The organism is Alteromonas mediterranea DE (genome assembly GCF_000020585.3).
Classification (GTDB): domain Bacteria; phylum Pseudomonadota; class Gammaproteobacteria; order Enterobacterales; family Alteromonadaceae; genus Alteromonas; species Alteromonas mediterranea.
On sequence record NC_011138.3, the window covers coordinates 1,518,822 to 1,544,608 of the forward strand.

Below are 25,787 nucleotides of genomic sequence, written 5' to 3' on the forward strand. Positions count from 1 at the left end.
TGAGGAAGTGGTGGACGCTACTGGGCTTGAACCAGTGACCCTCGCCTTGTAAGGGCGATGCTCTCCCAACTGAGCTAAGCGTCCGTATTTCGGTTTCACTGTTTAACCACTGTGAAGAAGTGGTGGACGCTACTGGGCTTGAACCAGTGACCCTCGCCTTGTAAGGGCGATGCTCTCCCAACTGAGCTAAGCGTCCATATTTTTAAAACCTTGCCTAAGCAAGTGGGGCGGTATTATAGAGTCGGTTCCGTTAGTGTCAACAAGAAAATTAAAGAAAAATGACTGTGTGCCCGAATTTTAGTCACTCTGACGGTATCTTGACTAAATTGATGAAAAGAACAGCGTTTTACTAACCCCAAATTAAAAAAGCAAATTAAAAAAGAAATTAAAAAAGGACAGACACTTATAATCGAAAAGGGACAGACACATATTTAGTCAAAAGTAATCGAAAGGGACAGACACTCATTTCACCCCAAATTCAAAATGTAGTCAAAACGGATAGACACTTAATCGGCGCATAACAGTATGAGACTAAAAGTGAATGTCCGTTCAATATCAACGTGCGGCTAAGACATTACTGCAAACCTGCGGTTTAAATTGAATTTAAGAAAAAGAAGGGAAAAACCTTCTAGCGAGAATAGAAGTGACTGTCCGTTTCATGATTTCTGTTTCCCAGACCATTTAACTTGAGACAACTCGAGAGAAACATAAGGAATATGAGTGACTGTCCAATACAGACACTCATACTCTGCCCGCCTTCGACAAGAGTTTTTAGCGACAAACAAATAGCAGTGAGTGTCTGTCCATTTTTCATTCATTTTTCATTTCTATAAGTTTTCTTGTTCTACTTATTCTCAACTTACTTTTGAAGTCGCGCGGACACTGGTAGAATGCGCTCAACTTTAGAAACACATTAACTATAGAGAGTGACCATGTCGGTTGTTACACGATTTGCACCCAGCCCAACAGGCTATCTTCACGTTGGTGGCGCACGAACTGCGCTTTATTCTTGGCTTCTTGCAAAAAGTAAAGGCGGTGAATTTGTTCTTCGTATAGAAGACACAGATATTGAGCGTTCAACTGAAGAAGCAAAGCAAGCCATTCTGGACGGAATGCTGTGGTTAGGTTTAACGTGGGATATTGGTCCTATTTATCAAACTGAGCGCTTTGACAGATACAAAGAGTTAATTCAAAAGCTATTGGACGAAGGGAAGGCGTATAAGTGCTTTATGAGTTCGGAAGAGCTTGATGCAATACGCGAGGCTCAAAAAGAGCGTGGAGAAAAACCGCGTTACCCTGGGACATGGAGAGATAGAACAGATCACTCAGAAGGTCAGCCTTTCGTTATTCGCTTCAAAAACCCGTTAGAAGGCAAGGTGGTTATTAACGACCATGTACGCGGGAAAATTGAGATAAGTAATACCGAGCTTGATGATCTGATCATCAACGTACTGACGGCACGCCTACTTATAACTTCTGTGTTGTTGTTGACGATTGGGATATGGGCATAACCCATGTTGTTCGTGGTGAAGATCACATTAACAATACGCCACGTCAGATTAATATTCTTGAAGCATTAGGTGCGCCTATTCCCGACTATGCTCACGTATCTATGATTTTAGGCGATGATGGAAAAAAGTTGTCTAAACGCCATGGTGCGGTAAGCGTAATGCAATACCGAGACGACGGCTTCTTGCCACAAGCGGTATTGAATTACCTTGTTAGGTTGGGGTGGTCACATGGTGACCAGGAAGTTTTCTCAGTAGATGAGATGATTGAAAAGTTTAGCTTAGATGCAATTGGTCAATCTGCGTCGGCATTTAATACCGAAAAATTAATCTGGTTGAACCAACATTACATTAAAAGTTTACCAGCAAGCGAAGTGGCAACACATGCAAAATGGCATTTTGATGCATTAAATGTTGATTTAACTGCAGGCCCAGCGCTTGAGTCTGTAATTGCTATTCAAGCAGATCGTGTAAAGACTCTTAAAGAGCTGGCAGAGATTTCTACGTACTTTTATCAAGACTATGATGAGTTTGACGCGAACGCGGCGAAAAAACACCTTCGTCCGGTCGCTCGAGGCCCATTAGAGCTTGTTAAAGATAAACTTATGTCGATAGAAGAGTGGAGCCCTGAAAATATTCAGGCCGCTATTAATAGTACCGCTGAAGAATTAGAAGTAGGTATGGGCAAGGTAGGTATGCCGCTACGTGTAGCAGTTACCGGGGGCGGTAATTCACCGTCTTTGGATGTTACGCTGAACCTTCTTTCAAAAGAGAAAGTTGGCGAGAGAATCGACAAAGCGCTCACTTTTATAGCAAACAGAGAAAATTCATAAAAAAAGCGTTGACATGACAGGGGGGGATGCCTAGAATGCGCCCCGCTGTCACGGAACAGTCACACAAAATGACTGGTACCATGATGGGGCCATAGCTCAGCTGGGAGAGCGCCTGCATGGCATGCAGGAGGTCGGCGGTTCGATCCCGCCTGGCTCCACCAAGTCACATTAAGTTGTGATTTAAATAGGCTGAAGTTTAGTAAACTTTGGATAGAAATTTCAGTAAGAATAAGGCCGCTCGGTTCGCAGAGCTCACCTCTCACTTACAGAAATTTAGTGAAGCTTTGCTTCATTGAACAAAATTTCTGTCCCCTTCGTCTAGAGGCCTAGGACACCGCCCTTTCACGGCGGTAACAGGGGTTCGAATCCCCTAGGGGACGCCATTTTATCGCGTCACAGTCGATTGATACTGTGAAATAGGCTGGAGTTGAATAACTCAACTTCCGACTGAATGTTTAGTAAAAAAAGCCACGTGCTTGATTTGCTAAAATATCGAAAGCCTAGCTTTCGAAATAAAGTTTTCAGTCCCCTTCGTCTAGAGGCCTAGGACACCGCCCTTTCACGGCGGTAACAGGGGTTCGAATCCCCTAGGGGACGCCATTTTATCGCGTCACAGTCGATTAATACTGTGAAATAGGCTGGAGTTGATTAACTCAACTTCTGACTGAAAGTTTAGTAAAATAAGCAACGAGCTTGATTTGCTAAAATATCGAAAGCCAAGCTTTCGAAATAAAGTTTTCAGTCCCCTTCGTCTAGAGGCCTAGGACACCGCCCTTTCACGGCGGTAACAGGGGTTCGAATCCCCTAGGGGACGCCATTTTATCGCGTCACAGTCGGTTAATACTGTGAAATAGGCTGGAGTTGATTAATTCAACTTCTGACTGAAAGTTTAGTAAAATAAGCAACCTGCTTGCCTTTATTTACTAAAATATCGAGAGCTTAGCTTTCGAATTAAAGTTTTCAGTCCCCTTCGTCTAGAGGCCTAGGACACCGCCCTTTCACGGCGGTAACAGGGGTTCGAATCCCCTAGGGGACGCCATATCGAAAAAACCAGCCATTCGGCTGGTTTTTTTGTTTCTGTCCAAAGACAAAGTGGACAGACACTTTTCTGCAGCCGCATTTTGCCTTTCTCGACTCTGTGGTCGCAAGTGTAAAGTTCTAATGTCGCCAATACCTAGAAAGTTTTTACGGTTTTGACACGTCACACGATTGACCTGTTATGATCTTAGAAATACAAAAGAGGTATTATATGCAGCAAATTTATCCAATAGGCACTCTAGGCAAGCCATGGGGCAATGAAGAAAAAGCACAGTGGAAAGCACAGCAGTCGGTGAAGCGAAGTTATCAGGAAGAGGTGCTTGATAAACTTAGCAAAATTGTTCCTGAAGGTTTTCAGTTAAAGCAATATGGTGCATTACCTTATGACGAAGCGCGTTACCCATTGTATGCTGTTGTCCCAATAAATATTGACTCTAATAAGCCTTCTGCGCTTATCACAGGCGGTGTGCACGGCTATGAAACGAGCGGTGTACAAGGAGCCCTTCAGTTTATTGAAGCGAAGCTGGCTACTTTTAAAGACTTATTTAATATCGTGGTTGTTCCGTGCGTTAGCCCCTGGGGCTATGAAACAATAAACAGATGGAATCCGCTAGCGTTAGATCCTAACCGTTCCTTCTACCCGGGCTCTCCCGCTACAGAATCAGCTCAACTGATTAAACTAGTGAATGAATTGGCTCTACCTTTAGCGCTTCACATCGATTTGCACGAAACTACCGACACAGACAACAGTGAGTTTAGACCCGCACTAGCTGCTCGAGACGGAGTAACGCATGATAACTGGAACATCCCTGATGGTTTTTACACGGTAGCCAATACATCCAACCCTCAGCTAGAATTTCAAAAAGCGGTCATTGATGCGGTTAAGGACGTAACCCATATTGCGCCTGCCGATGAGAACGGCAAAATAATTGGTGCTGATGTAGTGAGTGAAGGTGTTATTTGCTATGACAAAAAGGCGCTATCGCTTTGTGGCGGGTTGACCGACGCAAAGTACGTCACTACTACTGAGGTGTATCCCGATAGCGATAATGCGACGCCTGAGAACTGCAATGAAGCACAAGTGTCAGCGATATGCGCCGCACTGAACTTTATTAAATAGCCGCTTGAACGTTTAGACGTCTAGATGTATATTTGAGCCTCTTATTAGGGAGGCTCATCGTGTATATATTTTCCGCAGTTATTTACGACGGTAAAAAGCAGCATTTAATAAAGCAAGAATGTAGGACAGACACTGAGTTTGCATCTTATTTAGAACGACAATTTGGTTGTCACGTATGTCTATGGTCTAGTAAAGAGCTGTCGGAAACGGCGCTATTGGCGATTGCCGCATCTCAGGAACGCAATCAGCAACAAGGTTTAAATAGAACAAAAGCAGTATGAATATCACCTCACCCTGTATCGCGCTGTGTAAACTGGATGATGATGACGTTTGCTCGGGTTGCAATCGCACTATCGATGAAATTACTCATTGGCGGACATACACAAACTCCCAAAAGAAAGCTGTAATTTCTCGCCTATTTGCGCTTAAAAACGCGCCACAAGGCAACGCTAGGACAGACACTTAACCCAAGTGAAATTCGTTAATTCTACTAACGAGCTTATCGCCTCATATATACGTGTGGACTTCGAACAGACACTTTTTTCCCGGCCTGAGAATGTTAATGTCGAACTTTGAGAGTGACATCCCTTTAATTGATATAGTGTGTGAATTGATAAAAAGCGCGGTATAAGCGGACAGACACTCAATCCCATATAACAACTATCAAATCCTGGCTGAGATCACGACTTTTTGCTAAACTCCCGCGCCAATTTTCATTTAAACAACCCGAGATATTTTTTAATGAAAGTAATGCTTGCCCCAATGGAGGGCGTTGTAGATCATTTGATGAGAGATATGCTTACTCGCGTGGGCGGCTTCGATCAATGTGTTACTGAATTTGTTAGGGTTGTGGACCAAAAACTCCCTAAAAAGACTTTCTATAGATTATGTCCGGAACTTCATAATGGTGGGAAAACGCCATCAGGAGTGCCTGTGCGTGTTCAATTACTAGGGCAGCACCCCAAGTGGCTTGCTGAAAATGCTCAAACTGCAGTGGAGTTAGGTTCTCCTGGCGTAGATCTCAATTTTGGTTGTCCTGCCAAGACGGTAAACAAGAGCAAAGGGGGAGCGGTTTTACTTAAAGAAACCCAGACTCTTTATGACATTGTAAAAGCTGTGAGAGATGCAGTTCCAGCTGAGATACCAGTTTCAGCTAAAATAAGATTAGGTTTTGAAGATAAGTCGTTAGCGGTGGAAAATGCTGTGGCAATAACTGAAGCCGGCGCGTCAGAATTAGTTGTCCATGCAAGGACTAAAACTGAAGGGTATAAGCCTCCAGCATACTGGGATTGGATAGCAAAAATTAAACAACATACTAATATACCGCTCGTTGCTAACGGAGAAATATGGAGTGCTGAAGATGCACAACGCTGTCAGGAACAGTCTGAATGCACCAATTTGATGGTTGGCCGCGGCGCGTTGGCAATGCCTAATTTGGCGTTATGTATCAAAGGTCGTCAAGCGCCTATGCCTTGGCCTGAACTTGCTGCGCTGCTTATTCAATATTCAGGTTACGAAATTTTTGGTGATAAAGGCAGGTATTACCCAAACCGAATCAAGCAATGGTGCGGCTACCTAAAAAGGCAGTACCCAGAAGCTGAACTTCTATTTAACGATATTAGACGGTTAACAAACTCGCAAGATATCGTGGAGGTACTGGCTCGCCAGGCTGATAGTTGAGGTCATTGCCACTTAGGTTAAGATAAATACTTTTGGGCATTTGCTAGGTTCGGGCGGCATGCCCTTTGGCAGCATTTAGCAAAATTATCCATCATTTCTGGGCATCCTACAGGCCCGGTAAAAAGTGTTTCAAAATTGTTGGTAACTAGGTGCCAGTTCTCCTTTGTCATACCTAGTTTGGTAAGTAATCGGCTAGGAAGCAAGGGCAGTTTTTGAACTGAGTCATTCTGTTCGGCGGTCAAAGTGTCATTAATTAGCTGAATATAATCAACGAAAGCGAAGGGCAAGGAGGCTTTATCTTTTACGCGTTTATCGCTAAACGGCATCAGAAACTTGGGTGTCTTATTAACACGTTGGGCGTTCAAGCGATATTGAATACTGGTGAAATGCGAGCCCTTGAGAGTACGTGCAATCTTTGCTCGTATAGGGTTTAAATCCACATAAGCCATTACACTTGCGAGTGCTTTTTCATCCAGGATGGCTTGAGATCTGAACCGCCTTTCCCAAAAATATCCCTTACATTCATCTTCCTTGTTAGCTCTTCTTGCAATGTATTCGTTAAGCAATCGCATAAACCAGCTGATGCTTTGAAGACGCTCTCTGTATATCACCGAAAGTGCTTGTAATTCGACAAGCTCTTTTGCAGTTACTGAATCAAAATCATCAAAATAGCGTTGGACAAGGGGTGGGCATTTGTAAAACATTCTCCACCTCAGCAACACTTCATCCATTGTCCACCCGTCAACTCTTCCTTTTGCTACATGAAGCACTATATGAATATGATTATGCATCACAGCATAAGCGCATAAATCAATGGCAAATGCCTGTGAAAGTTTATGTAGCCTATCCTGAATCCACTTTCTTCTATGTTCATAATTAATTCCAGTGCGAGCATCTCGACCACAGAGGTAAGATTGTCTTACGCAACGGGAAATACAGTGATAGTAGGGTGTCACATCGGTATTTATTTGTTTGTATCTAGGTAAAGGCATGTCCGTATCCCCAAGTTAATTACCTGCATTATGGGGCGTTCGGCGTAAAGTTTAAGTGGTCTTTAGGACAGTTTTAGTCGGAAAAGTATACTAAGAAATGGAGAGACACCCATTGTAATCAAAAAGTGGACAGACACATGTCGAATGAAAGTGTCTGTCCACTTTAAGCACATTTTTAGTAACGTGTCGCTGCGTCAACGAGAGACTTAATACAAGTGTCTGTCCCTTCGGTTCAACTATAGCTATACAAATACATCTACACGCGACCCAACGCGACTGTCTGTAGAACTGGACGTTTGCTGCGTATTTTGTGGCTGCGCTGTGCGGTTTTCTTGCTCACTACGAGGTTCAACTTGCTGCTGAGGGCGCTGGGGTGACTCTAAAACCGTCGAGACGGGCGTGGAATTAACAGGTGATACATCCATAGGTGAACCTCATACCAAGATCGTAGATTAGTCAAGAATAGCATATTTATTGAACATCAAGAATTAAACTTCTTAAGTGTCTGTCCATAAACTTAGCAATCAAAGGCTGTGCCTCAGCGTTGGGATGAATGCCATCGTTTTGCATTAATTCTTGATGAAGCGCTATTTCTTCAAGAAAAAAGGGAATCGTTGCTATATCTTGCTCGTCAGCCACTTTGCTGAAGTTTTGAGTAAACATTTGCGTGTAACGCCTACCGTAATTCGAAGGGATCTGCATTTCTTGAAGAAATACAACGGCATTGTTTTCTTTCGCCACATTAACTAATGAATTCAAGTTATTTTTTATTTTGTTTATGTTATGCCCTTGAAGCCCATCGTTACCGCCTAATTCAATTAGTACATGGGATGGCGTATGTTGATCTAATAACCGCGGAAAGCGCGCTAATCCGCCATCTGTTGTTTCACCACTTACCGCAGCATTTACAATATCAATCGGAATGTTGTCGTCTTTCCACATCTTTTGTAACAAACTGACCCAGCCTTGATGTTGCTGCAACCCGTAGGCCGCAGATAGACTGTCACCTAAAATAAGCAAAACCGCCTTTTCGCTTGTGTCACCTTGCTCACCTTGATCTGATAGCGCTTGAAAGGGTATTAAAATAATAAGTACAAAAGCGAATAAATAACGAAATTTAACAAACACGAATTGATGACCCCATATGATAAAAGCTAATTCTGTAACTAAAGTAGTGGATACGAGCGAAGGTTCTTTGCAGATCCTTAGTCCTATTTCTTTTGAAGTCAAGTCAGGTGAGTCAGTTGCCATTATCGGTGCGTCAGGCTCAGGCAAATCAACCCTCTTGGGCTTGTTGGCCGGGCTTGATCAAGTTACGGAAGGTGAAATCTTCCTAGACGGCGAAGGGCTCCACAGTATGGGAGAAGAAGAGCGAGCCGTGTTAAGGGGAAATAAAGTAGGTTTTATTTTTCAGAGCTTTATGCTTGTGCAGAGCTTAACTGCGCTTGAGAACGTGATGCTTCCCGCCGAAATTGCTGGTCTAGATAACCCCAAAGCCCTCGCCATGAATATTCTAGAGCAGGTTGGACTTAAGCACCGGGCTCACCATTTCCCTAACCAATTGTCTGGCGGCGAGCAGCAGAGAGCGGCCATTGCGCGTGCTTTTATAACTTCGCCTAAAATATTATTTGCCGATGAGCCGACGGGTAATCTTGATGCCAAAAACAGTGCAAAAATAGAATCGTTATTGTTTCAAATGAATAGGGAAAAAGGCACTACGCTTGTTTTAGTTACGCACGATAACGAATTGGCAGAGCACTGTGATAGGCAGTTGACTATGAATGCTGGAGAGCTTGTTGAGACGACTGATATAAATGTTGCCAGTAAAAAAGAGGCAGTATAAATGTCGACATCTTTCAATTTGGCGTGGCGACTTTTTAAACATGAAGCCAGACGTGGTGAGCTTACTATCATTTTACTTGCAATCGTTTTATCGGTTGCCGCGGTTTTATCACTCTCACTTTTTAGTGAGCGTTTACAAGGAGCGCTTAAGGCACGCTCCGCGGCATTTATTGCGGCTGACGCTCAACTGCGTTCTGATGACCCTATCAATGAGGAGTGGTTGATTAAGGCTCAAGAAGAGGGTCTATCAACGGCTCTGCAGGTTTCTACTCGTTCAATGGTCTTTAAAGGCGATGAGATGTCGCTTGTAGACTTACGTGCGGTGAATAATTCTTATCCTTTGAAAGGTATAGTTAATGTTGCCGAAAAGCCTTTTGGAGAAAAACAAGTTGCTACAGATTTGCCGCAAACCGGCGAAGTATGGGTACAGTCGCGACTTTTTCAAAGTTTGGGCCTATTAATAGGCGATGAAATCGAAATAGGGGATGGTACTTTCACCGTCACGCGTGTACTTGTCGATATACCAGATGCAGGTTTTAGCGTTTTTAACACCGACCCTATAGCGCTTATGAACCTTGATGATTTAGAAAAAACAGCGATAACGGGCCCAGGCAGTAGGGCGCGCTACGTAGGTTTTTTCGCTGGCGATACTGGTGATATTGAACGCTTTAACAGCTGGCTATTACCACAACTTAACGATGATCTTCATTCATGGAGGACGGTGGAAGATGATGAGTCGGCTATTGGACGCTCCGTAGCCAAGGCAGAGCGCTACTTTCTATTAGCGAGCCTACTCGCCATTGTATTGGCAGCGGTATCTATTGCCGTTGCTGCCCAGCGTTATGCTCAGCGGCATTTCGACCCAGTGGCAATTATGAAAACACTAGGCGCTACAAGCAAGGTCATCCGGAAAGTCTACTTGTTCCAAATACTGTTTATTACTGCTCTTGGGATTCTTATTGGTTTAATAATTGGGTTTATTGGGCAGCAGATTGTTGTTTCGCTTGTTGCTGATAGAGTAGACGTGTCGCTGAACGTATGGCACTGGCGGCCACTTTTGATAGCGATAGCCACGGGGGCTACTTGCGCGTTACTGTTTTCTTTATATCCACTAATGCAGCTATTTTCTGTGCCACCGTTGAGGGTATTACGAAAAGACATCTCGGCAAATCTGCGTTCTCGTAGTATCCAATTCGTGGCCTCAGGGGGTGCAATATTTCTATTGATGTGGATGTATAGCCAAGACCTCAAAATTAGCGCCATTTTGTTTGTATCCGGCGCAGCCTTAGTGCTTGGGCTACTAGGCGCTACGTTCGTATTGATTGCGCTTGGACGTAAACTTGGCAGCGGTAGAATGGGGCCTTGGCAGTTAGCATGGGCGCGTATCAAACGTCGCGCTATGGATAACAGTGTTCAGCTTATTAGCTTCTCGGTCACCATTATGCTGCTATTGGTAGTACTTGTAATGCGAAATGACATGGTCTCGCAGTGGCGTTCGCAGTTACCAGAAGGTACACCAAATTATTTCTTAATAAATATTACTCCAGACATCCAACCGCAGTTGGACAGACACTTCGCTGAAAATGGCGTGGATATACAGGAGTTTTATCCTGTCATTCGAGGCCGTTTCGTGTCGGTCAATGGCGAGGGGGTAAATACCGACGTTTCTAAAGAAGATGAGCCGAATCGTGAAGGCCGCCGAGGGTTAGGGCGAGAAGCAAATCTCACCTGGAGTAACACGTTACAAAAAGAAAATGAGGTTATTGAAGGAAATTGGCATGGTGGCGTAGATGCGAACTATGACGAAGGGTGGTTTCCCGTATCCGTTGAAGAAGGTGTGGCTGAAAGGTTAAACATTCGGATGGGCGATAGGCTTACCTTTAACGTAGGTAGCGAAATTGTAGAGACTAAAGTAACGAGTTTGCGTAAAGTGAATTGGCAAACCATGCAGCCAAACTTTTTCTTCGTCATCCATCCGGAAGCGATGGCCGCATTTAGTCCCACTTATATCACGAGCTTTTACCTACCATCTGAAAGGAAAGCTGAGTTGACTAATCTGTTGAAGCCCTTTGCATCGATTACAATGTTCGATGTGGATGCGAGAATCAATCAACTGCGAGAGATAGTAGATCAAGTTTCCGTTGCCGTAGAGTTTATACTCGTACTCGTTTTACTTGCAGGAAGCTTAGTATTAATTGCACAAGTCCAAGCGAGTATGGATGAGCGAAGGCAGGAAATAGCCATCCTTCGCACATTAGGAGCTAAGGGCGCTCTTATTCGAAAAAGCGTTATTTTTGAGTTTGTTATCATTGGAGTTGTAGCCGGATTTATGGCGGCAATGGCGAATGAATTAAGCCTTTACCTGCTTCAAACCTCGGTTTTCCAGATGCAAGCAAGCCTTCATCCTGAATATTGGGCTATAGCCCCAAGTGTTGGGGCAGTGGTTGTAGGCCTTCTAGGCGCGTTCGGGTGCTGGCGACTATTGACGCTTAATACCAGTCAAATGTTGCGCAATATGGTGTAGCGGCGAGCTCAGAGCCATTTCGTTATTAAATGAGAGCCTATTGTGGACAGACACTTTAATTGTATGAGTGTCTGTCCGCTTCACATCTACATTTCATGAATTACCAGCATAATAGCGGTTCAACTCGCACTTCTAATTCGCCACAGTTATGGCAATACAAGTATCTCTATACAATAGCTATCTGGAATCGAGTAGGGCAATTAAGTTGGAATGTATCAAAGTAGTGGAAATCAAAACTTCGATTTAATAAAAAGGACAGTCACTTTCTTTACTCCGAGTGTCTGTCCGCTAATGCTCCACTAATGCTCATTGACTGCGGCTGACGTACCGTTAAGCACTATAAATTTCAGAAAGCGCCTCATCGACGGTAGGGTAATCAAACTTGAACCCGGCGGTTGTTAGCTTCTTCGGAATCACACACTGACCTTCTAAAATCATGGTTGACGACTCTCCCATTGCCATTTTCATAACAAAACTCGGTACGTTGAAAAGGCAGGGGCGACCTAATGCCGACGCTAGTGACTTAGAAAAAGCTTTATTGGTTACTGGCTCTGGTGCCGTTAGATTAAAAGGCCCTTTGCAAGCATCATGCTCCAATAGGAATGCAATGGCGCGGACCATATCTTGTAAATGGATCCACGCCAAATACTGAGCTCCGCTGCCTAATGTGCCTCCCACGCCAAGCTTAAACGGCAGAGCCATTTTATCTAGCGCTCCGCCCTTATCAGATAGCACAACTCCTGTTCGTAAAGTCGCAACGCGGATTCTATTCATGTTGACGCCATTTGCGATAGTCTCCCATTTAGCACATAGGTCATGCGTAAACTCGTCATGTGGATGAGTTTCTTCGGTAACGAGCCTGTCGCCCTGATTGCCGTAAAACCCAATAGCTGAGCCAGATATGAGTGTTTTTGGAGGCTTATCGCTGGCATTTATCTTAGCCACTAACTCAGCGGTCGTGTTCCAGCGGCTATCGCAAATTTTCTTTTTTTGAGTGTCTGTCCACCGCTTGTCAGCAATTGGTTCGCCCGCTAGATTTATTACAGCGTCAAACGCTTCAATGTTTGTGATGGACGCAATACTTTCTAGTGTTTGAATGCTATCGCCTAACACTTGTCGAGCTTTGTTTGCGTTACGAGAGACCACGGTAAACGAATGCTCGCTCGCGTATTTTCTAATAAATTCGCTACCAATTAGCCCGGTACCACCGGTCATAAGTATGTTCACCGTATTCTCCTTAAACCTTTAATTTATCCAGTCTTATTGCAAGAAAGCGTTAACGAAACCGAGTCGGAGAATCGCAAAGCGTGTGGTTTATCAACTTCTACTTCAGCATATCGAACAGATGAGTGCTCTGCCGCTATGCTTAAAACGTCTGCTGTGAGCTTTTCTAGCAAAGAAAATCGGTTATCTTCTACTAACTTAATTATTGCCTTAGTAATCGTTTTATAATTTAACGCGTCAGACATATCGTCTGTATTCGTTGCTTTCTCTGCGTCGTAATCAATTTTTACATTAACAACAACGTCTTGCTTGTTTTTGATTTCATCTTCGTTAATGCCAATGTAAGTGCGTAGTCTCAAGTTTTTAATTTTTATAGTTGCAAGATTAAAGTTCATTGGAGTCTCTTGTTTGTAGTTGTTTATAAGTCGTTGTAAAGTATTGTCGTTTCAATCAGGAATGTAGCACAAAATGTCAATGGAACTACGCTCGCCAACAGCAAAAATTCTTATCGTTTTAGCATGCTTAGTGGTAGTAATGGCCGGCGTAAAAGCAGCCAGTGCGATCATGGTGCCATTTTTTCTCTCTGTTTTTATCGCTATAGCGTGTAGCCCAATTATACGCTGGACCTCGAAATTCGGCGTGCCTAAGTGGCTTTCTATTACGTTTGTTATACTGCTTATTGTCGTATTTGGTTTTCTTTTAGCTGGCTTAGTAGGCCAGTCTATGACGGAGTTTCGAGAGAATCTTCCAGAGTACAGAAACAAGTTGAATACTGAGTTTGCATGGGTAGTAGCAAAGCTTGCTGAATTTAACATTCACATCAATCGTGAACTCATTGCTTCGCACCTAGACCCTTCTACTGCGATGTCTGTTGCAACTAATTTCATAAGTGGGATGGGGGGCGTGCTATCTAACTTATTTTTAATCCTTTTAACAGTTATCTTCATGCTGTTTGAAGCTGACAGTATTCCACGTCGCTTACATATTGCACTTGCCGACCCTGATATGAAGCTTAAGCATATTGATAAGTTTATACGGTCAGTGAATAGCTACCTCGCTATAAAAACGGTGGTTAGTTTAGGCACAGGGGTAATTATTGGCGTTTGGCTTTATGTGATGGGTGTGGACCACTTTATGCTGTGGGCCGTTTTGGCATTTATGTTGAATTTTATTCCAAACATAGGCTCAATCATTGCGGCCTTACCTGCTGTATTAATTGCATTTGTGCAGCTAGGCCCTGCCGCAGCAGGCTTTGCAGCACTAGGCTTTCTGCTCGTCAATACGATTATGGGCAACATGGTAGAGCCTAGATTAATGGGAAAAGGAATGGGACTATCAACGCTTGTAGTATTTCTCTCATTAATTTTTTGGGGATGGCTATTAGGGACGGTAGGGATGCTTCTTTCAGTACCTCTTACTATGGTTGTAAAAATTGCGCTTGAGTCACGAGAAGAGAGCAAGTGGTTAGCCGTATTGCTTTCAAGTGAGGGTGAAAAAGCTACTGCAAAGTAACTTTTGATGAATTCTCAGTGGACAGACACTTTTTATTCAGCTCAATAAGCTTTTTATTAGAAGTTAATGACTGAAGGAGTGACTGTCCACTTTTGCTTAATGACTGAAGGAGTGACTGTCCACTTTCGCTTCACCTATGCATGCCATTGATAGGTACTTTGCGATTTCTCAGCAAGTTGGTGTGTCTGTCCCATTTTAGATTTGGCGATAAAGTGTCTGTCCACCGTCATTTCCACGATCATTTCGAATATTATTTCTTTGGCAGCTTAAGCTGCACTTTAAGAAATATGGCGAATCAATCAGTAAAAAAAGGAAGCCCCTTTCCTTATTACTAATTTTTTGCTTGTTAATTACACGTGATTCGGAAACTGAAGTACTATATTTGCTCCACCTAGATCACTATCCTCAATCTGCATTCTTCCTTCGTAAATTGACACTAAGTCAGCTACTAGCGCCATACCTATGCCATGGCCTTCTTCGTAGGTGTCTAAACGCGTTCCGCGTTCTAAAAGCAGTGTTTTTTTATCGTACGGTATGCCTGGGCCATCATCTTCGACATGTATAACAAGCCAACCGGACTTGATTTTTGCGGATACGAGAACCCTATTTTTCGCCGCTTTACACGCGTTGTCGAGAAGGTTTCCGCTAAGTTCCATGAAGTCAGTTTCATCACCTTTAAACTGAATGTTATCATCTACTTCGAACTCAATAGTTAGGGCTTTTTCTTGATAAACTTTGTCCATTGCATCAGCGAGTTTATTGAGAACAGGTTGCACGGCAATGCCTTGTTGCCACCCCGTTTTACCGGCACTAGCTCTTTTTAGCTGACGTTTTATGATGTTATCAATTTGTCTTAGCGCTTCGCCTACTTCACTTGGTAGTGTCTTATGCCCTGAGGCGACGGCAAGAGGTGTTTTCAAGCTATGCGCCAAATCACCTAAGCTGTTTTTGTACCTTGTTCTTTGAGCCGCCTCAGTATGAAGAAGCCCATTTATAGACTGCTTTAAAGAATCAAATTCAACGGGGTACCGCGACGATAGTTGACGCTTTTCACCACGAGAAGCCTGTGATATCTCGTCAATTAATTTTCTCACAGGTAAAAGTACAAGGCTTATGCCAATTACGATAAATATAAGCAGCGCTAAACACAGCGTAAAAATCCATTGCCATGTAGTGCTTAAAAAGGTGCTTCGTTCATCTTCGAAAAGCGCTCTATTATTAAAAATATAAAACCGTACAGGCTCAAAGTCTCGGCTAGAAGCAAACTCAGCGGTGAAAGCATAAACGAAAAAGTTAGCATTTTTATCGAAGGCTGGTGTATACGACTCCGTAAAAAGCTCATTGCCAACGGCTACATCTATATTAGGCGGGGTAAATGTATACTCTAATGCAGACGCAGATTGCCAAATAACTTCATCTCGAAACACGATCACGCCAAGGTAGCCTGAGCCTGGAAGGTTCAGCTGCTCCTCATATAAAATTTCTGGCATATAGGGCAGATCGCCATCTAGCTCAAACGCTGATAATAAGCCTAGGTTCATCAACCTAAGCTCGCTCATTTTAGCTTCGGTCAGGCTGTCGGTATAAGCTTCATCTAAAATAACAACGGTAAAAGGAGCGAAGAACGCTAAAAGGACTATTGCGAGAAAAATGCTCCTTAGGCGAAGAGACAACTGTCTCATAGATTTCTATTTATCCTGTAGCCTCTACCTCTAAGGGTTTCTATGGGCTTTAAGTCCCCAGCAGGGTCGAGCTTTTTACGTAACCTTCCCACGAACACTTCAATAACATTGCTGTCTAAGTCAAAGTCTTGGTCGTAAATGTGTTCAGTGAGTTCAGTTTTTGAAATAACCTTCTGGGGGTTGAGCATCAGGTATTCCATCACTTTATATTCATAGGCGGTTAAGTCTAACGCTTTGCCATTTATTGATAGCTCTTCGCTTACCGTATCTAAAGAGATTGGCCCAAATTGGATAGTTGGGTTGGCTTGTCCTGAGGCACGTCTAATTAGCGCTTTTGTTCGCGCAAGCAATTCCTCGTTATGAAATGGCTTGGTAAGGTAGTCGTCGGCACCAGCATCTAACCCTTCCACTTTTTCTTGCCATCGATCTCTTGCGGTTAAAATAAGAATGGGGCATGAGATATCTGCTTGGCGAGCTTTCCGAATAACCTCGAAGCCATCTAGTTTGGGCATACCAATATCAACAATCGCGAGATCATAGTCATACTCTTTAATCAGAAAAAGCGCATGCTCTCCGTTGTCAGCCAAATCAACGCTATAACCGTTTTGCTGCAGCAATGCATCAAGTTGGGTTAATAATCGGCTATCGTCTTCTGCTACAAGGATACGCATGTTAATCCTTACCTTTACTTGTTTTCACCTTGCCTGAGCGCTTATCGACTTCAACCGATACTACACGTCCTGACTTTTTCAGCACTTTTACCCGGTAATTTTTTGAGGTTTGCTCAATCTTAAGAACACGACCATTGACGGCAACACGAGCGCGCTCGGCAGCTTCACCTTTTGAAATTCCGCCACCGTTACTTTGTAACGCAATAGCGGGCGTGGTGCTAGTGAACGCTATTACCATGCAAAGCACTGCAACTCGAAGCGATAATGCCATACAACCTCACAAAAAATTATCCCACCCGGGCCAAATTATAGATAAGTATATAGGTGCAAACTGAACCCATTCTGAATTTAGTTCAGTCTACCGTGCCAAGAGAAAGCTGTACATAAGCCTTAAGTAATCACAGCAATGGGACAAAAAATAATATGGGACAGACACTCGATGTAAATCGCGCTCCAAAAAAGCGCAAAAAAGCGGACAGACACTCACGTAGCAAAAAAGCGGACAGACACTCACGTAGCAAAAAAGCGGACAGACACTCACGTAGTATTTAGAGGAGCGCATAAAAGCGGACAGACACTCACGTGTTATTTAGAGGAGTGCAAAGGTAAAGTGGACAGTCACTTTGTAGTTTTAATAACACTTATAGAGAAATGAGAGATTATGAATAAAAGGCTTAGCTCAACCTTGGTAACTGCCTTGTCTAGAGTTTTGTAAATGTAGACTCTTCGCTGTTACAGCTTTTTTTCGGCGGTATCTCGTTAGGTAATTCTTACGCATACATTGAAAAAGTGTCTGTCCAAAATACAAAAGTAGGTAATTGAACAGCTGAGAAAGGCTTAAAACTCACAGGCGATTTCAAAAAATATGAAAAATTCAAATGTGTTTCTGATTGTTTTTTTGTTACTTGGCAGCGACCAAACTGGCCACAGAGCGTGTCTGTCCATTTAAAGCAATTCACTTAATGTAACTTAAGTAACCTTAGGCAGAGAAAGTCATTCTGCAGCTATTGGCATAGCTTGTGCGTATCTAGGTTGTCTTAAAATGAAAGAAGGGTAAGCGTGGTAAGTCCGAAAATGATGTATTCGGACAGTCACTCTTTCTACAAGGAGGAATTATGTCTAGTGATATCAAGAAAACGATGTGGAAAGCTATGTCAGATAGCCCCAAAGTGATGGTAAGCCTTGTTGGAGAGGATGTGCATGCAGAGCCAATGTATGCGCAGCTCGATAAAGAAGCAGGTGGGGAGTTCTGGTTCTACACAAGCCGGGACAATCGCATTGCCAAGGGGGGTAAAGCGATGGTGCATTTTGCATCTAAAGGTCACGATGTATTTGCATGTATTCGCGGAATGCTTACCGTTGAGTCAAGAAAGGAAATTATTGATAAGTATTGGTCTAACCCAGTGGAAGCTTGGTTCGAGAAAGGTAAAGAAGACCCGTCGCTTCTAATGCTACGATTTGAGCTTGAAGATGCAGAAGTATGGGACGCAGACCCGTCACTTAAAGGTATGTTCAAAATGCTTACAGGTAAAACCGTTAAGCCAAATGAAATGGGTGAACACGAAAAGGTAGACTTATAAAACGTCGGATAACGGATGTTTACCTGATACACAAAGTGTCTGTCCATTAAGTATAGGTAACGCTTTTAAGTGTGTGTCCACAGCTGCGTATCCGAATTTGAGGGTCTGTCCACAATCAATGTGCGAAGTTAGGGCGCGCAAGTGAATTCATTGCGGCTTTAACTTAGCAACAAAAAAGCCCTCGATAGTTAAATTCATCAACCATTGAGGGCTTTCTGTATAGCTAAATATTTTTAAACGGTCCCTTTCGGGCCGTTTTAGTTAAATAAGCCTAAGTTAAGGTAAAACCCTTTTGTACGGCTTAACGATCACGCTTTCGTAAACGCCGGCTTCGATATATGGGTCGGCATCGGCCCACGCTTGAGCATCTTCTAAAGAGTCAAACTCGGCAACAACCAGCGAGCCGGTGAACCCTGCTGGTCCCGGATCTGGGCTATCAACCGCAGGGAAGGGGCCAGCCATCACTAAACGTCCCGCGTCTTTTAGCACGTTTAGACGAGCTAAGTGGGCTGGGCGTGCATTCAAACGCTTTTCAAGGCTGTCAGCGACATCGGTAGCACAAATCATGTATAGCATGCTTATTACCCCTTAGTTGTCGCCGCTTTCATGTTTTCAACAAATGTACCTAGCTCGCTAAGCATTTTGTGACTGTCCGATAAGTTAGCGGCAATAATATTTACTGTCGCTGAACCTGAAATGGCACCTGCAGCGCCGGCATCAATAGCAGATTTGACTTGTTCCGGCGTTGAGATACCAAAACCTAGTAGCGCCGGCGCAGCCTTGTGTTTGTTCAAACGCTCGATAAGCTCAGAAGCTGGAACATTCGCAGCAGTTTCGGCCCCCGTAACCCCTGCGCGACCCAATAGGTAAGTGTAACCTTCTGAGTACTCGCCAATCTTTTCCATGGTTTCTTCAGTCGCATTCGGTGGTGCAATCAAAATTTGCGAAATACCGGTGTTTTCAGCCGCTTTTTGGAAAGGCACAGCTTCTCGAATCGGAACGTCTGCCACCAGTATTGAGTCTACGCCAGCGTCACGCGCTTTACTGTAGAAGTTTTCGATACCCTGCGCCATTACCAGGTTGCTATACAGCAATAAGCCAATTGGCACCTCAGGGTACTTTGCTCGAACGCGGGCGATTACACTCAAACAATCCGCTACAGTCACCTCGCTTTCTAGTGCGCGAATGGCAGAAGCCTGGATGGTTGGGCCGTCAGCAATCGGGTCTGAATAAGGAATGCCTAGCTCTAGCGCATCTGCTCCGCTTTCTATAAGCTGGCAGATAATAGCTTCTGACTGTGCTAAATCTGGGTCGCCCACCATGACGAAGGGCACGAATGCGCCTTGGTTTTTCTTATCAAGGCCCGTAAACATCTGTGCATATCTGTCCATTATAAATCGTCCCCTAGAATGTTGATAACGTGCGCTAAGTCTTTGTCGCCACGACCCGATAAGTTAACCACAATAATGGTTTCTTCTTCTGCCTCATCAGCCATGTTAAGCGCGTGAGCAAGAGCGTGCGATGATTCAAGCGCAGGAATAATCCCTTCTTTTCTTGCTAGCAACTGAAACGCGTTTAGCGCTTCTTCATCGGTTGCCGCTACGTATTCTGCGCGACCAATGTCGTGTAGATAAGCGTGCTGAGGGCCAACCGCAGGGTAATCAAGGCCAGCCGACACCGAGTAACTTTCTTCAATTTGACCTTCTTTGTCTTGCATGATGAAGGTGTATGCGCCGTGAAGAATACCTTTTGTTCCTGTGACTATGGTTGCGCCATGCTCTTTTGTGTGAACCCCTTTACCGGCGGGCTCAACGCCTACTAGGCGAACGGAAGGCTCATCAATAAAGTCGGCAAACATGCCAATAGCATTTGAGCCTCCACCTACACACGCCACTACCGCGTCTGGCAAACGGCCTTCTTTTTCCATTATTTGCGCACGCGTTTCTTCGCCAATCATTCGGTGATACTCACGAACAATAGTAGGGAAGGGGTGAGGGCCTGCAGCAGTACCTAAAAGATAATGCGCGGTATCGTAATTAGCTGACCAGTCGCGCATGGCTTCGTTTACTGCATCTTTTAACGTACCAGACCCTGCGTTTACAGGGATTACCTCGGCGCCCATTAGCTTCATACGGAACACGTTAGGTGCCTGACGTTCAACGTCTTTCGCACCCATGTAAATACGCGCTTTCAAGCCAAGTAGCGCACATGCCAACGCCGTTGCCACACCGTGTTGACCAGCACCGGTTTCTGCAATCACTTCTTTTTTACCCATGCGCTTAGTTAACAAAGCCTGACCAAGCACTTGGTTGGTTTTGTGCGCGCCACCGTGAAGTAAGTCTTCCCGCTTAAGATAAAGTTTTACCTTGGGGTTGCTCACAAGATTTCGAGTTAACGTCATTGCCGTAGGTCGACCGGCATAATCTTTAAGCAGTGATAGAAATTCTTCGTTAAAGCTAGGATCCTCTTTGGCATCTAAGAAGGCTTTTTCCAACTGATCCAAGGCTGGAATAAGTAATTCGGGCACGTACATGCCACCAAATTCGCCAAATTTTGTATCTAACTGGTTCATTACGTTGTCCTGTTTTTTAATTTAGTAACGGCGGCAAGCAGCAAACAGCGACTTAAGCTTATCTGCACTTTTCTTACCTGGGGCAGTCTCTACGCCTGAATTTACATCGATAACTCCGCACCCTGTAGCGATAGCGTCGGCTGCGTTGTCGGCATCAATACCGCCAGCAAGCACTAACTTATGCTTTGCCTCAATGCCACTAAGCAACTGCCAATCAAATGATTCACCGGTGCCACCTTTCGCATCACCCACTTGGCAATCGAAAAGTACGCGGTTAACTCGTTTATTGTTTAAGTGTCTGTCCACTGTTTCAGGTAGTGCGCCAGTAGAGGAGGCGTTAATCCCTTCAACTACCCAGATTTCGCACTCTTTAGGTAGCTTTTCAGCAAGCGCAGCGATATAAGCTTCATCTTCGCTACCATGAAGCTGCACTGCGAAAAGGTTTAATGACGTAGCAAGCGATGCTACCTCGTCAATATCGTGATTTACAAATACCCCTACAAACGCGCCGTTGACGCTTTGCGTTATAGAATGGGCTTGCGCTTTAGTAATACAGCGCGGTGACTTTTCAGCGAAGATTAGCCCGCCAAAACTCGCACCTTCGTCAAACGCCATTTGCGCCTGTTCGATGCTTGTTAATCCGCATACTTTAACGCCACCATTTACCAACGTTTTTACGGCGCGCGGTAAGTCGTCTTCCGCCATCAACGCACTGCCCACTAAGAAACCTTGGGATATGGGCGCTAAACGCAGCACGTCTTGGTGGGTGTAGATGCCAGACTCTGAAATCACCACGTAGTCGTGCGAGGCTTTTTCTAGCATCGGCACTAAGCGTTCTGTGGTGGCAAGATCCGTGGAAAGGTCACGCAAATTACGGTTGTTGATACCAATAATATTTGCCTTAAGCGCTATTGCACGTTCCATTTCTACTTCGTTGCTCACCTCGGTAAGAATATCGAGTGAAAGCGAGTGAGCCACGTCAGCCAGCGCGCGATATTCTTCATCGCTAAGCACGCTTAGCATAAGTAGTACTGCGTCGGCATTGTAATGACGCGCTAAATACACTTGGTATATATCAACAAAAAAGTCTTTGTTAAGCACGGGTTGTGCAACGCGCTCTGTTACATAAGCTAAGTATTCAAACTTTCCTTGAAAGTATTTCTCGTCTGTTAGCACCGAAATGCCGGCAGCGTAGGGAGTGTAAGCCGCTAAAATTTCATCTAAATCGAACTTTTCTCGAATAAGCCCTTTCGATGGTGATGCTTTCTTACATTCAAAGATAAAACCGGCGTTGGGCTCGCTAAGCGCAGCAAATAGGCTTTTTTCTGAAGGAACTAAATCCGCTTTAAAACTTTCTAGCCTTAGCGCATCTTTGCGTTCGGCCACTTCCTCTCGTTTGTCTGCAACAATTTTCTCAAGCACATTAGCCATTCGTACTTACCTCCTGAGTAATTTGGGCCACTTTTGATAGTAGCTGCATGGGGAGCCCTTCTGACATGGCATTCATTGCCATCTCTGCGCCTTCTTTAAACGTTGTGACTTTACCGGTTACTTTCAACAGCGCGCCACAGTTCATAGCAATAGCGGCGCGGTGCGCTTCTTTACCTTCACCGTTAAGGGCCGATTCAACAAATTGTCTGTTTTCTTCAGGCTCGCCACCTTCAATGGCCGACAGTGAATAGTGGGGTAAACCGAAGTCCTGTGCCGTTACCGTAAGCTTTCGAATGTCGCCATGTTCAAGGTCATAAATCATTGATTCACCGTGAAGCGCCAGCTCGTCCAGACCGTCCCCGTGTACAATCATGGCGCGGTGTTGGCCAAGCAGCATAAGGGTTTTGGCGTAAGGTTCAAGCAGTTCGGGGGAGTATACGCCGAAAACACCGTGAGTTGGACCCGCCGGGTTGGCCAGTGGCCCTAAGATATTGAACAAGGTTCTTGTCTTCATAGCAGCGCGGACGGGGGCTGCGTGGCGCATGCCGGCATGATAAACCGGCGCAAAAAGAAATGTGAAATTTGCTTCATCTAAGCACTTTCGCGATATTTCGGGGGTTACGTCTAAATTTAAACCAAACTGACGAAACAAATCAGCCGAGCCAGACTTGCTCGACACGCTTCTGTTACCGTGTTTGGCTACTTTCACCCCACACGCTGCAGCAACAACACCAGCTGCACTGGAGATGTTAATAGTGTTGTGGCCGTCACCCCCAGTGCCAACGATATCTGCAAATTCGTAAGAGGGTGTGGGAAAGGGAAGCGCGTTAGCCACCATGGCACTGGCTGCACCAGCAATTTCCCCTGGCGACTCTTTTTTCATTTTTAGTGCGGTAAGCACTGCTGCAATCATTACTTCACTTTGCTCGCCGTGCATAATGCTATTGAACAGGCTGTAAGCTTCAGTTTGTGATAGCGACTCGCGAAGCATAAGTTGTTCAAGTAGAGGGCCTGCGTTAAGCATGGTTCGCTCCCTGTAACGTTAAATAGTCAATACTTTGCTTTAACAGCATACTGCCGTGAGCTGTTAAAATGGATTCTGGATGAAACTGAAAGCCAAGCATACGATCTTCGCTATGATAAACGGCCATCACAGCTTCGCTACCGTCATCGTTAACGGTCGATGCGCAAACCGTGAGATTTTCAGGCAGTTGGTGCGCCACAAGCGAATGATAGCGGGCCACATGTAACGGTTGCTGAAGGCCCTCAAACATTGCTTCTCGTGAATGGGTGATGGCAGACGACTTGCCGTGCATGACATGATTCGCGCGACCTACGCTACCGCCATAGTGCTCTACTATAGCTTGGTGGCCAAGGCAGATACCAATGACGGGGAATACGCCGTGTACTTTCTTAAGGAGTGCTGGCATGCACCCCGCTTCACTTGGTGCACCCGGCCCAGGAGATAACATAAGTAAAACCGGGCCTTTCGTCGCCTGCTCCTGCATTCTTTCAAATAGCATATCAGCAGACACCGTGTTTCTGTAAACTTTGATGTCTAAATCAAGAGTGCGCAGTTCATCAACAAGGTTATAAGTAAACGAGTCTACATTGTCGAGCAAAAATAAAGTGGTGACTTGTTGGTTCATGCGTTATCTCCTTCATTTACCGCTGGCTCACCGCTTTTCATTTCTGCCTGAAGCGCGGCTTTAACCGCACCTATAACTGCTTGCGCCTTTGCGCGCGTTTCATCGGCCTCTGCTTGGGGTACGGAGTCATACACTACGCCCGCACCCGCCTGAATATAAGCGGTGCCGTTTTTCACAAAGGCTGAACGAATCACAATGCAGGTATCCATATCACCTTGGCCGTTCAAGTAGCCTACCGCGCCGCCGTAACTTCCACGGCGTTTTTGTTCTACTTCACGAATGAGTGTTGCGGCACTGACTTTGGGGGCGCCTACTAACGTACCCATGTTCATACACGCTTGATATGCGTGTAGGGCGTCTAAATCATCACGAAGCTGGCCTACCACTCGTGATACTAAATGCATGACATGAGAGTAACGGTCAACTTTAAGCAAATCCTTTACGTAGCGCGTGCCAGGACGACTGACTTTAGCAACGTCATTACGCGCTAAGTCTACTAGCATGATATGCTCGGATTTTTCTTTGGTGTCTTCACGAAGGTTAAGTTCAATGCGACTGTCTAAGTCTCTGTCGATAGTTCCGTCGGGGCGCTTTCCGCGAGGACGCGTGCCTGCGATAGGGTAGATTTCTACCTGGTTGCTTTCGCTTTCGTATTTAAGAGCGGACTCTGGCGACGCGCCAAAAATACTGAAAGCAGCGTCTTGCATGTAAAACATGTAAGGGCTTGGATTTGACTCTTTAAGTTTAGCATAAGCGAGCAAAGGCGATGGGCAGGGGAGAGAGAATGTGCGTGATGGCACAACCTGAAATATATCGCCAGCAAGAATATGCTGCTTTAAATCGAGTACATGGGTGCAAAACTGCTCGTCACTTATATCTACACTTGCATCTAGTGAAGAAAGTGTCTGTCCATTTTGTGCGGACGGCGTTGCACTGAGTGTCTGTCCACTTTGTGAAGCCGCATTTTTGTTTACTAAAACAGGCTTGGCGGGCATATCGTGCAGCTGTTGATGAATAGCCTCTAGTCGTTGTGCGATCGCAAAATATTGTTGCGCTACTTCATCACCACTAAATACGCTACCAATCAAATGGGTTTCGCGGGTTTGGTGATCTACCGTTATCAAGGTTTCTGCAAGGTAAAACACAAAATCCGGACAGTCATTTTCACCTTCTGCTACATCGGGCAGTTTTTCAAAACCTGCTAACATATCGTACGCAAATACACCGCCTAAAAACACGGCATGCGGGTGCTGGCGAATAGGCGTTACTTTGTTAATAACAATCCTAAGTGCGTCCATCACGCTGGCCGCTTTTAAGCGACTGTCTTCGTCAAGCTCACTATCAGCGTCGTCACACAATAACGTAACCGAAGTGTCTGTCCTTTCTGTGACGTGTAAGCCCTCTGGCGCGTGGCAGGCGAACAAAGGCAGTACTGATGCACCATTACCGGTTAATGCTTTTACTTCTACACGGTTACCTCTGCATTCCATGCGAAGCGCGGCATCTACCATTAATAAGCTTTGTAAGTCATCTTTCGAATCAATCTCTGCTGATTCTAGCAGCAGCGCGTTACTTTTGTTTCCACATAGATGGGCGAACGCGGCGAGTGGGTTATCGATGTAGTGCCCAACCTGCTCAATTGTCTCTACCTTGCCTGGGGAGGTTCCCAGTTCCGCTAAACTCATTTTTGCTACTCTCCAACTGCAAAAAGATAAAAAAAAGGCCCGTATAAACGGGCCTTTATGTGTTTTCATTCACGCACTACAGTGCACACCGCCCGTTAAGTTAGGGAGTGCCACCACCAAGCTGCAACTGTTAATACTTTTGAGATGTTGTAAGGATGCATGAATTACTCGTTGTTTTTTCCAAACTTCAATAGGATTTGAAGCTGTTAGTACGTATACTTTGTGTATATAGAAGAAAACAAAT

The 25,787-nt window shown here is 44.7% G+C and carries 23 protein-coding genes, 7 tRNA genes and 1 pseudogene; 14 read left to right on the top strand and 17 right to left on the bottom strand.

Annotated elements, in window-relative coordinates; genetic code table 11:
• Window positions 1–8: 8 nt before the first annotated feature.
• Window positions 9–84 (bottom strand) — tRNA-Val (locus tag MADE_RS06895).
• Window positions 85–120: 36 nt separating this feature from the next.
• Window positions 121–196, bottom strand: a tRNA-Val gene (locus MADE_RS06900).
• 736 nt (window positions 197–932) lie between these two features.
• On the opposite strand from MADE_RS06900, the pseudogene gltX reads away from it, so the two are divergent.
• From gltX to dusC, 10 genes and pseudogenes are all read left to right on the top strand, one after another.
• Window positions 933–2,341: pseudogene (gene gltX, locus MADE_RS06905) on the top strand (glutamate--tRNA ligase).
• Window positions 2,342–2,426: 85 nt separating this feature from the next.
• Window positions 2,427–2,502: transfer RNA gene (locus MADE_RS06910), tRNA-Ala, on the top strand.
• Between the two features lie 146 nt (window positions 2,503–2,648).
• Window positions 2,649–2,724: transfer RNA gene (locus MADE_RS06915), tRNA-Glu, on the top strand.
• A gap of 141 nt (window positions 2,725–2,865) precedes the next feature.
• Window positions 2,866–2,941 (top strand) — tRNA-Glu (locus MADE_RS06920).
• A gap of 141 nt (window positions 2,942–3,082) precedes the next feature.
• Window positions 3,083–3,158, top strand: a tRNA-Glu gene (locus MADE_RS06925).
• Between the two features lie 146 nt (window positions 3,159–3,304).
• Window positions 3,305–3,380, top strand: a tRNA-Glu gene (locus tag MADE_RS06930).
• A gap of 210 nt (window positions 3,381–3,590) precedes the next feature.
• The gene (locus MADE_RS06935; protein ID WP_023559607.1) at window positions 3,591–4,499 is read left to right on the top strand and encodes a M14 family metallopeptidase; all 909 of its coding nucleotides are present in this window, start codon (window positions 3,591–3,593) and stop codon (window positions 4,497–4,499) included.
• Window positions 4,500–4,558: 59 nt separating this feature from the next.
• On the top strand, window positions 4,559–4,780 hold the full coding sequence (locus MADE_RS06940) for a hypothetical protein (RefSeq protein ID WP_015066752.1): 222 nt from the start codon (window positions 4,559–4,561) through the stop codon (window positions 4,778–4,780).
• The gene (locus MADE_RS20180; protein WP_015066753.1) at window positions 4,777–4,965 is read left to right on the top strand and encodes a DUF1289 domain-containing protein; all 189 of its coding nucleotides are present in this window, start codon (window positions 4,777–4,779) and stop codon (window positions 4,963–4,965) included. The genes MADE_RS06940 and MADE_RS20180 overlap by 4 nt, the downstream gene beginning before the upstream one ends.
• Window positions 4,966–5,240: 275 nt before the next feature.
• The gene (dusC, locus tag MADE_RS06945; RefSeq protein WP_015066754.1) at window positions 5,241–6,179 is read left to right on the top strand and encodes a tRNA dihydrouridine(16) synthase DusC; all 939 of its coding nucleotides are present in this window, start codon (window positions 5,241–5,243) and stop codon (window positions 6,177–6,179) included.
• Window positions 6,180–6,196: 17 nt separating this feature from the next.
• Here dusC and MADE_RS06950 read toward each other — a convergent pair whose 3' ends face one another.
• The 3 genes from MADE_RS06950 to MADE_RS06960 all read right to left on the bottom strand — a co-directional run bounded on the left by MADE_RS06950 (window position 6,197) and on the right by MADE_RS06960 (window position 8,299).
• Complete coding sequence (locus MADE_RS06950; RefSeq protein WP_023559608.1) at window positions 6,197–7,171, bottom strand: transposase; 975 nt, start codon at window positions 7,169–7,171, stop codon at window positions 6,197–6,199.
• A 242-nt stretch (window positions 7,172–7,413) separates the two neighbouring features.
• Window positions 7,414–7,596: a hypothetical protein gene (locus tag MADE_RS06955; protein ID WP_012517847.1), complete on the bottom strand. Its 183-nt coding sequence runs from the start codon at window positions 7,594–7,596 to the stop codon at window positions 7,414–7,416.
• 46 nt (window positions 7,597–7,642) lie between these two features.
• Window positions 7,643–8,299 (bottom strand): arylesterase, encoded by a 657-nt coding sequence (locus MADE_RS06960; RefSeq protein WP_012517848.1) that lies wholly within the window; start codon window positions 8,297–8,299, stop codon window positions 7,643–7,645.
• A 16-nt stretch (window positions 8,300–8,315) separates the two neighbouring features.
• On the opposite strand from MADE_RS06960, the gene MADE_RS06965 reads away from it, so the two are divergent.
• Together MADE_RS06965 and MADE_RS06970 are read left to right on the top strand one after the other, a co-directional pair.
• A complete protein-coding gene (locus MADE_RS06965; protein ID WP_012517849.1) occupies window positions 8,316–9,014 on the top strand; it encodes an ABC transporter ATP-binding protein in 699 nt (232 codons plus the stop codon).
• A complete protein-coding gene (locus MADE_RS06970) occupies window positions 9,015–11,537 on the top strand; it encodes an ABC transporter permease (protein WP_012517850.1) in 2,523 nt (840 codons plus the stop codon). It abuts the gene before it with no gap.
• Between the two features lie 330 nt (window positions 11,538–11,867).
• Here the strand turns inward: MADE_RS06970 and MADE_RS06975 are convergent, their stop codons facing one another.
• Both MADE_RS06975 and folX read right to left on the bottom strand, forming a co-directional pair.
• Window positions 11,868–12,764: a TIGR01777 family oxidoreductase gene (locus MADE_RS06975; RefSeq protein ID WP_023559609.1), complete on the bottom strand. Its 897-nt coding sequence runs from the start codon at window positions 12,762–12,764 to the stop codon at window positions 11,868–11,870.
• 23 nt (window positions 12,765–12,787) lie between these two features.
• Complete coding sequence (folX, locus tag MADE_RS06980) at window positions 12,788–13,156, bottom strand: dihydroneopterin triphosphate 2'-epimerase (RefSeq protein WP_012517852.1); 369 nt, start codon at window positions 13,154–13,156, stop codon at window positions 12,788–12,790.
• 73 nt (window positions 13,157–13,229) lie between these two features.
• On the opposite strand from folX, the gene MADE_RS06985 reads away from it, so the two are divergent.
• Complete coding sequence (locus tag MADE_RS06985; RefSeq protein WP_012517853.1) at window positions 13,230–14,273, top strand: AI-2E family transporter; 1,044 nt, start codon at window positions 13,230–13,232, stop codon at window positions 14,271–14,273.
• A gap of 350 nt (window positions 14,274–14,623) precedes the next feature.
• Here MADE_RS06985 and MADE_RS06990 read toward each other — a convergent pair whose 3' ends face one another.
• Genes MADE_RS06990 through MADE_RS07000 form a run of 3 tightly spaced genes read right to left on the bottom strand, consistent with a single transcriptional unit; the run spans window position 14,624 to window position 16,897 of the window.
• Window positions 14,624–15,955, bottom strand: a complete 1,332-nt coding sequence (locus MADE_RS06990; protein WP_012517854.1) for an ATP-binding protein — start codon at window positions 15,953–15,955, stop codon at window positions 14,624–14,626.
• Entirely contained in the window at window positions 15,952–16,626 is a 675-nt protein-coding gene (locus MADE_RS06995; protein ID WP_012517855.1) for a response regulator transcription factor, read from the bottom strand. The genes MADE_RS06990 and MADE_RS06995 overlap by 4 nt, the downstream gene beginning before the upstream one ends.
• A gap of 1 nt (window position 16,627) precedes the next feature.
• Window positions 16,628–16,897, bottom strand: coding sequence for a PepSY domain-containing protein (locus MADE_RS07000; protein ID WP_012517856.1), 270 nt, complete (start codon window positions 16,895–16,897; stop codon window positions 16,628–16,630).
• An 844-nt stretch (window positions 16,898–17,741) separates the two neighbouring features.
• Here MADE_RS07000 and MADE_RS07005 point away from each other — a divergent pair.
• The gene (locus tag MADE_RS07005) at window positions 17,742–18,206 is read left to right on the top strand and encodes a pyridoxamine 5'-phosphate oxidase family protein (protein ID WP_012517857.1); all 465 of its coding nucleotides are present in this window, start codon (window positions 17,742–17,744) and stop codon (window positions 18,204–18,206) included.
• Between the two features lie 276 nt (window positions 18,207–18,482).
• On the opposite strand, the gene MADE_RS07010 is transcribed toward MADE_RS07005, so the two are convergent.
• Genes MADE_RS07010 through MADE_RS07040 form a run of 7 tightly spaced genes read right to left on the bottom strand, consistent with a single transcriptional unit; the run spans window position 18,483 to window position 25,543 of the window.
• Window positions 18,483–18,782: a YciI family protein gene (locus MADE_RS07010; RefSeq protein WP_012517858.1), complete on the bottom strand. Its 300-nt coding sequence runs from the start codon at window positions 18,780–18,782 to the stop codon at window positions 18,483–18,485.
• A 5-nt stretch (window positions 18,783–18,787) separates the two neighbouring features.
• Window positions 18,788–19,597, bottom strand: coding sequence for a tryptophan synthase subunit alpha (gene trpA / locus MADE_RS07015; RefSeq protein ID WP_012517859.1), 810 nt, complete (start codon window positions 19,595–19,597; stop codon window positions 18,788–18,790).
• Window positions 19,597–20,778 (bottom strand): tryptophan synthase subunit beta, encoded by a 1,182-nt coding sequence (gene trpB / locus MADE_RS07020; RefSeq protein ID WP_012517860.1) that lies wholly within the window; start codon window positions 20,776–20,778, stop codon window positions 19,597–19,599. Before trpB ends, trpA begins: the two co-directional genes overlap by 1 nt.
• Before the next feature lie 21 nt (window positions 20,779–20,799).
• Window positions 20,800–22,209, bottom strand: a complete 1,410-nt coding sequence (gene trpCF / locus MADE_RS07025; RefSeq protein ID WP_012517861.1) for a bifunctional indole-3-glycerol-phosphate synthase TrpC/phosphoribosylanthranilate isomerase TrpF — start codon at window positions 22,207–22,209, stop codon at window positions 20,800–20,802.
• Window positions 22,202–23,233, bottom strand: coding sequence for an anthranilate phosphoribosyltransferase (gene trpD / locus MADE_RS07030; protein WP_012517862.1), 1,032 nt, complete (start codon window positions 23,231–23,233; stop codon window positions 22,202–22,204). Before trpD ends, trpCF begins: the two co-directional genes overlap by 8 nt.
• Entirely contained in the window at window positions 23,226–23,858 is a 633-nt protein-coding gene (locus tag MADE_RS07035) for an aminodeoxychorismate/anthranilate synthase component II (protein WP_012517863.1), read from the bottom strand. Before MADE_RS07035 ends, trpD begins: the two co-directional genes overlap by 8 nt.
• The gene (locus MADE_RS07040) at window positions 23,855–25,543 is read right to left on the bottom strand and encodes an anthranilate synthase component 1 (protein ID WP_012517864.1); all 1,689 of its coding nucleotides are present in this window, start codon (window positions 25,541–25,543) and stop codon (window positions 23,855–23,857) included. Before MADE_RS07040 ends, MADE_RS07035 begins: the two co-directional genes overlap by 4 nt.
• Window positions 25,544–25,787: the final 244 nt, after the last annotated feature.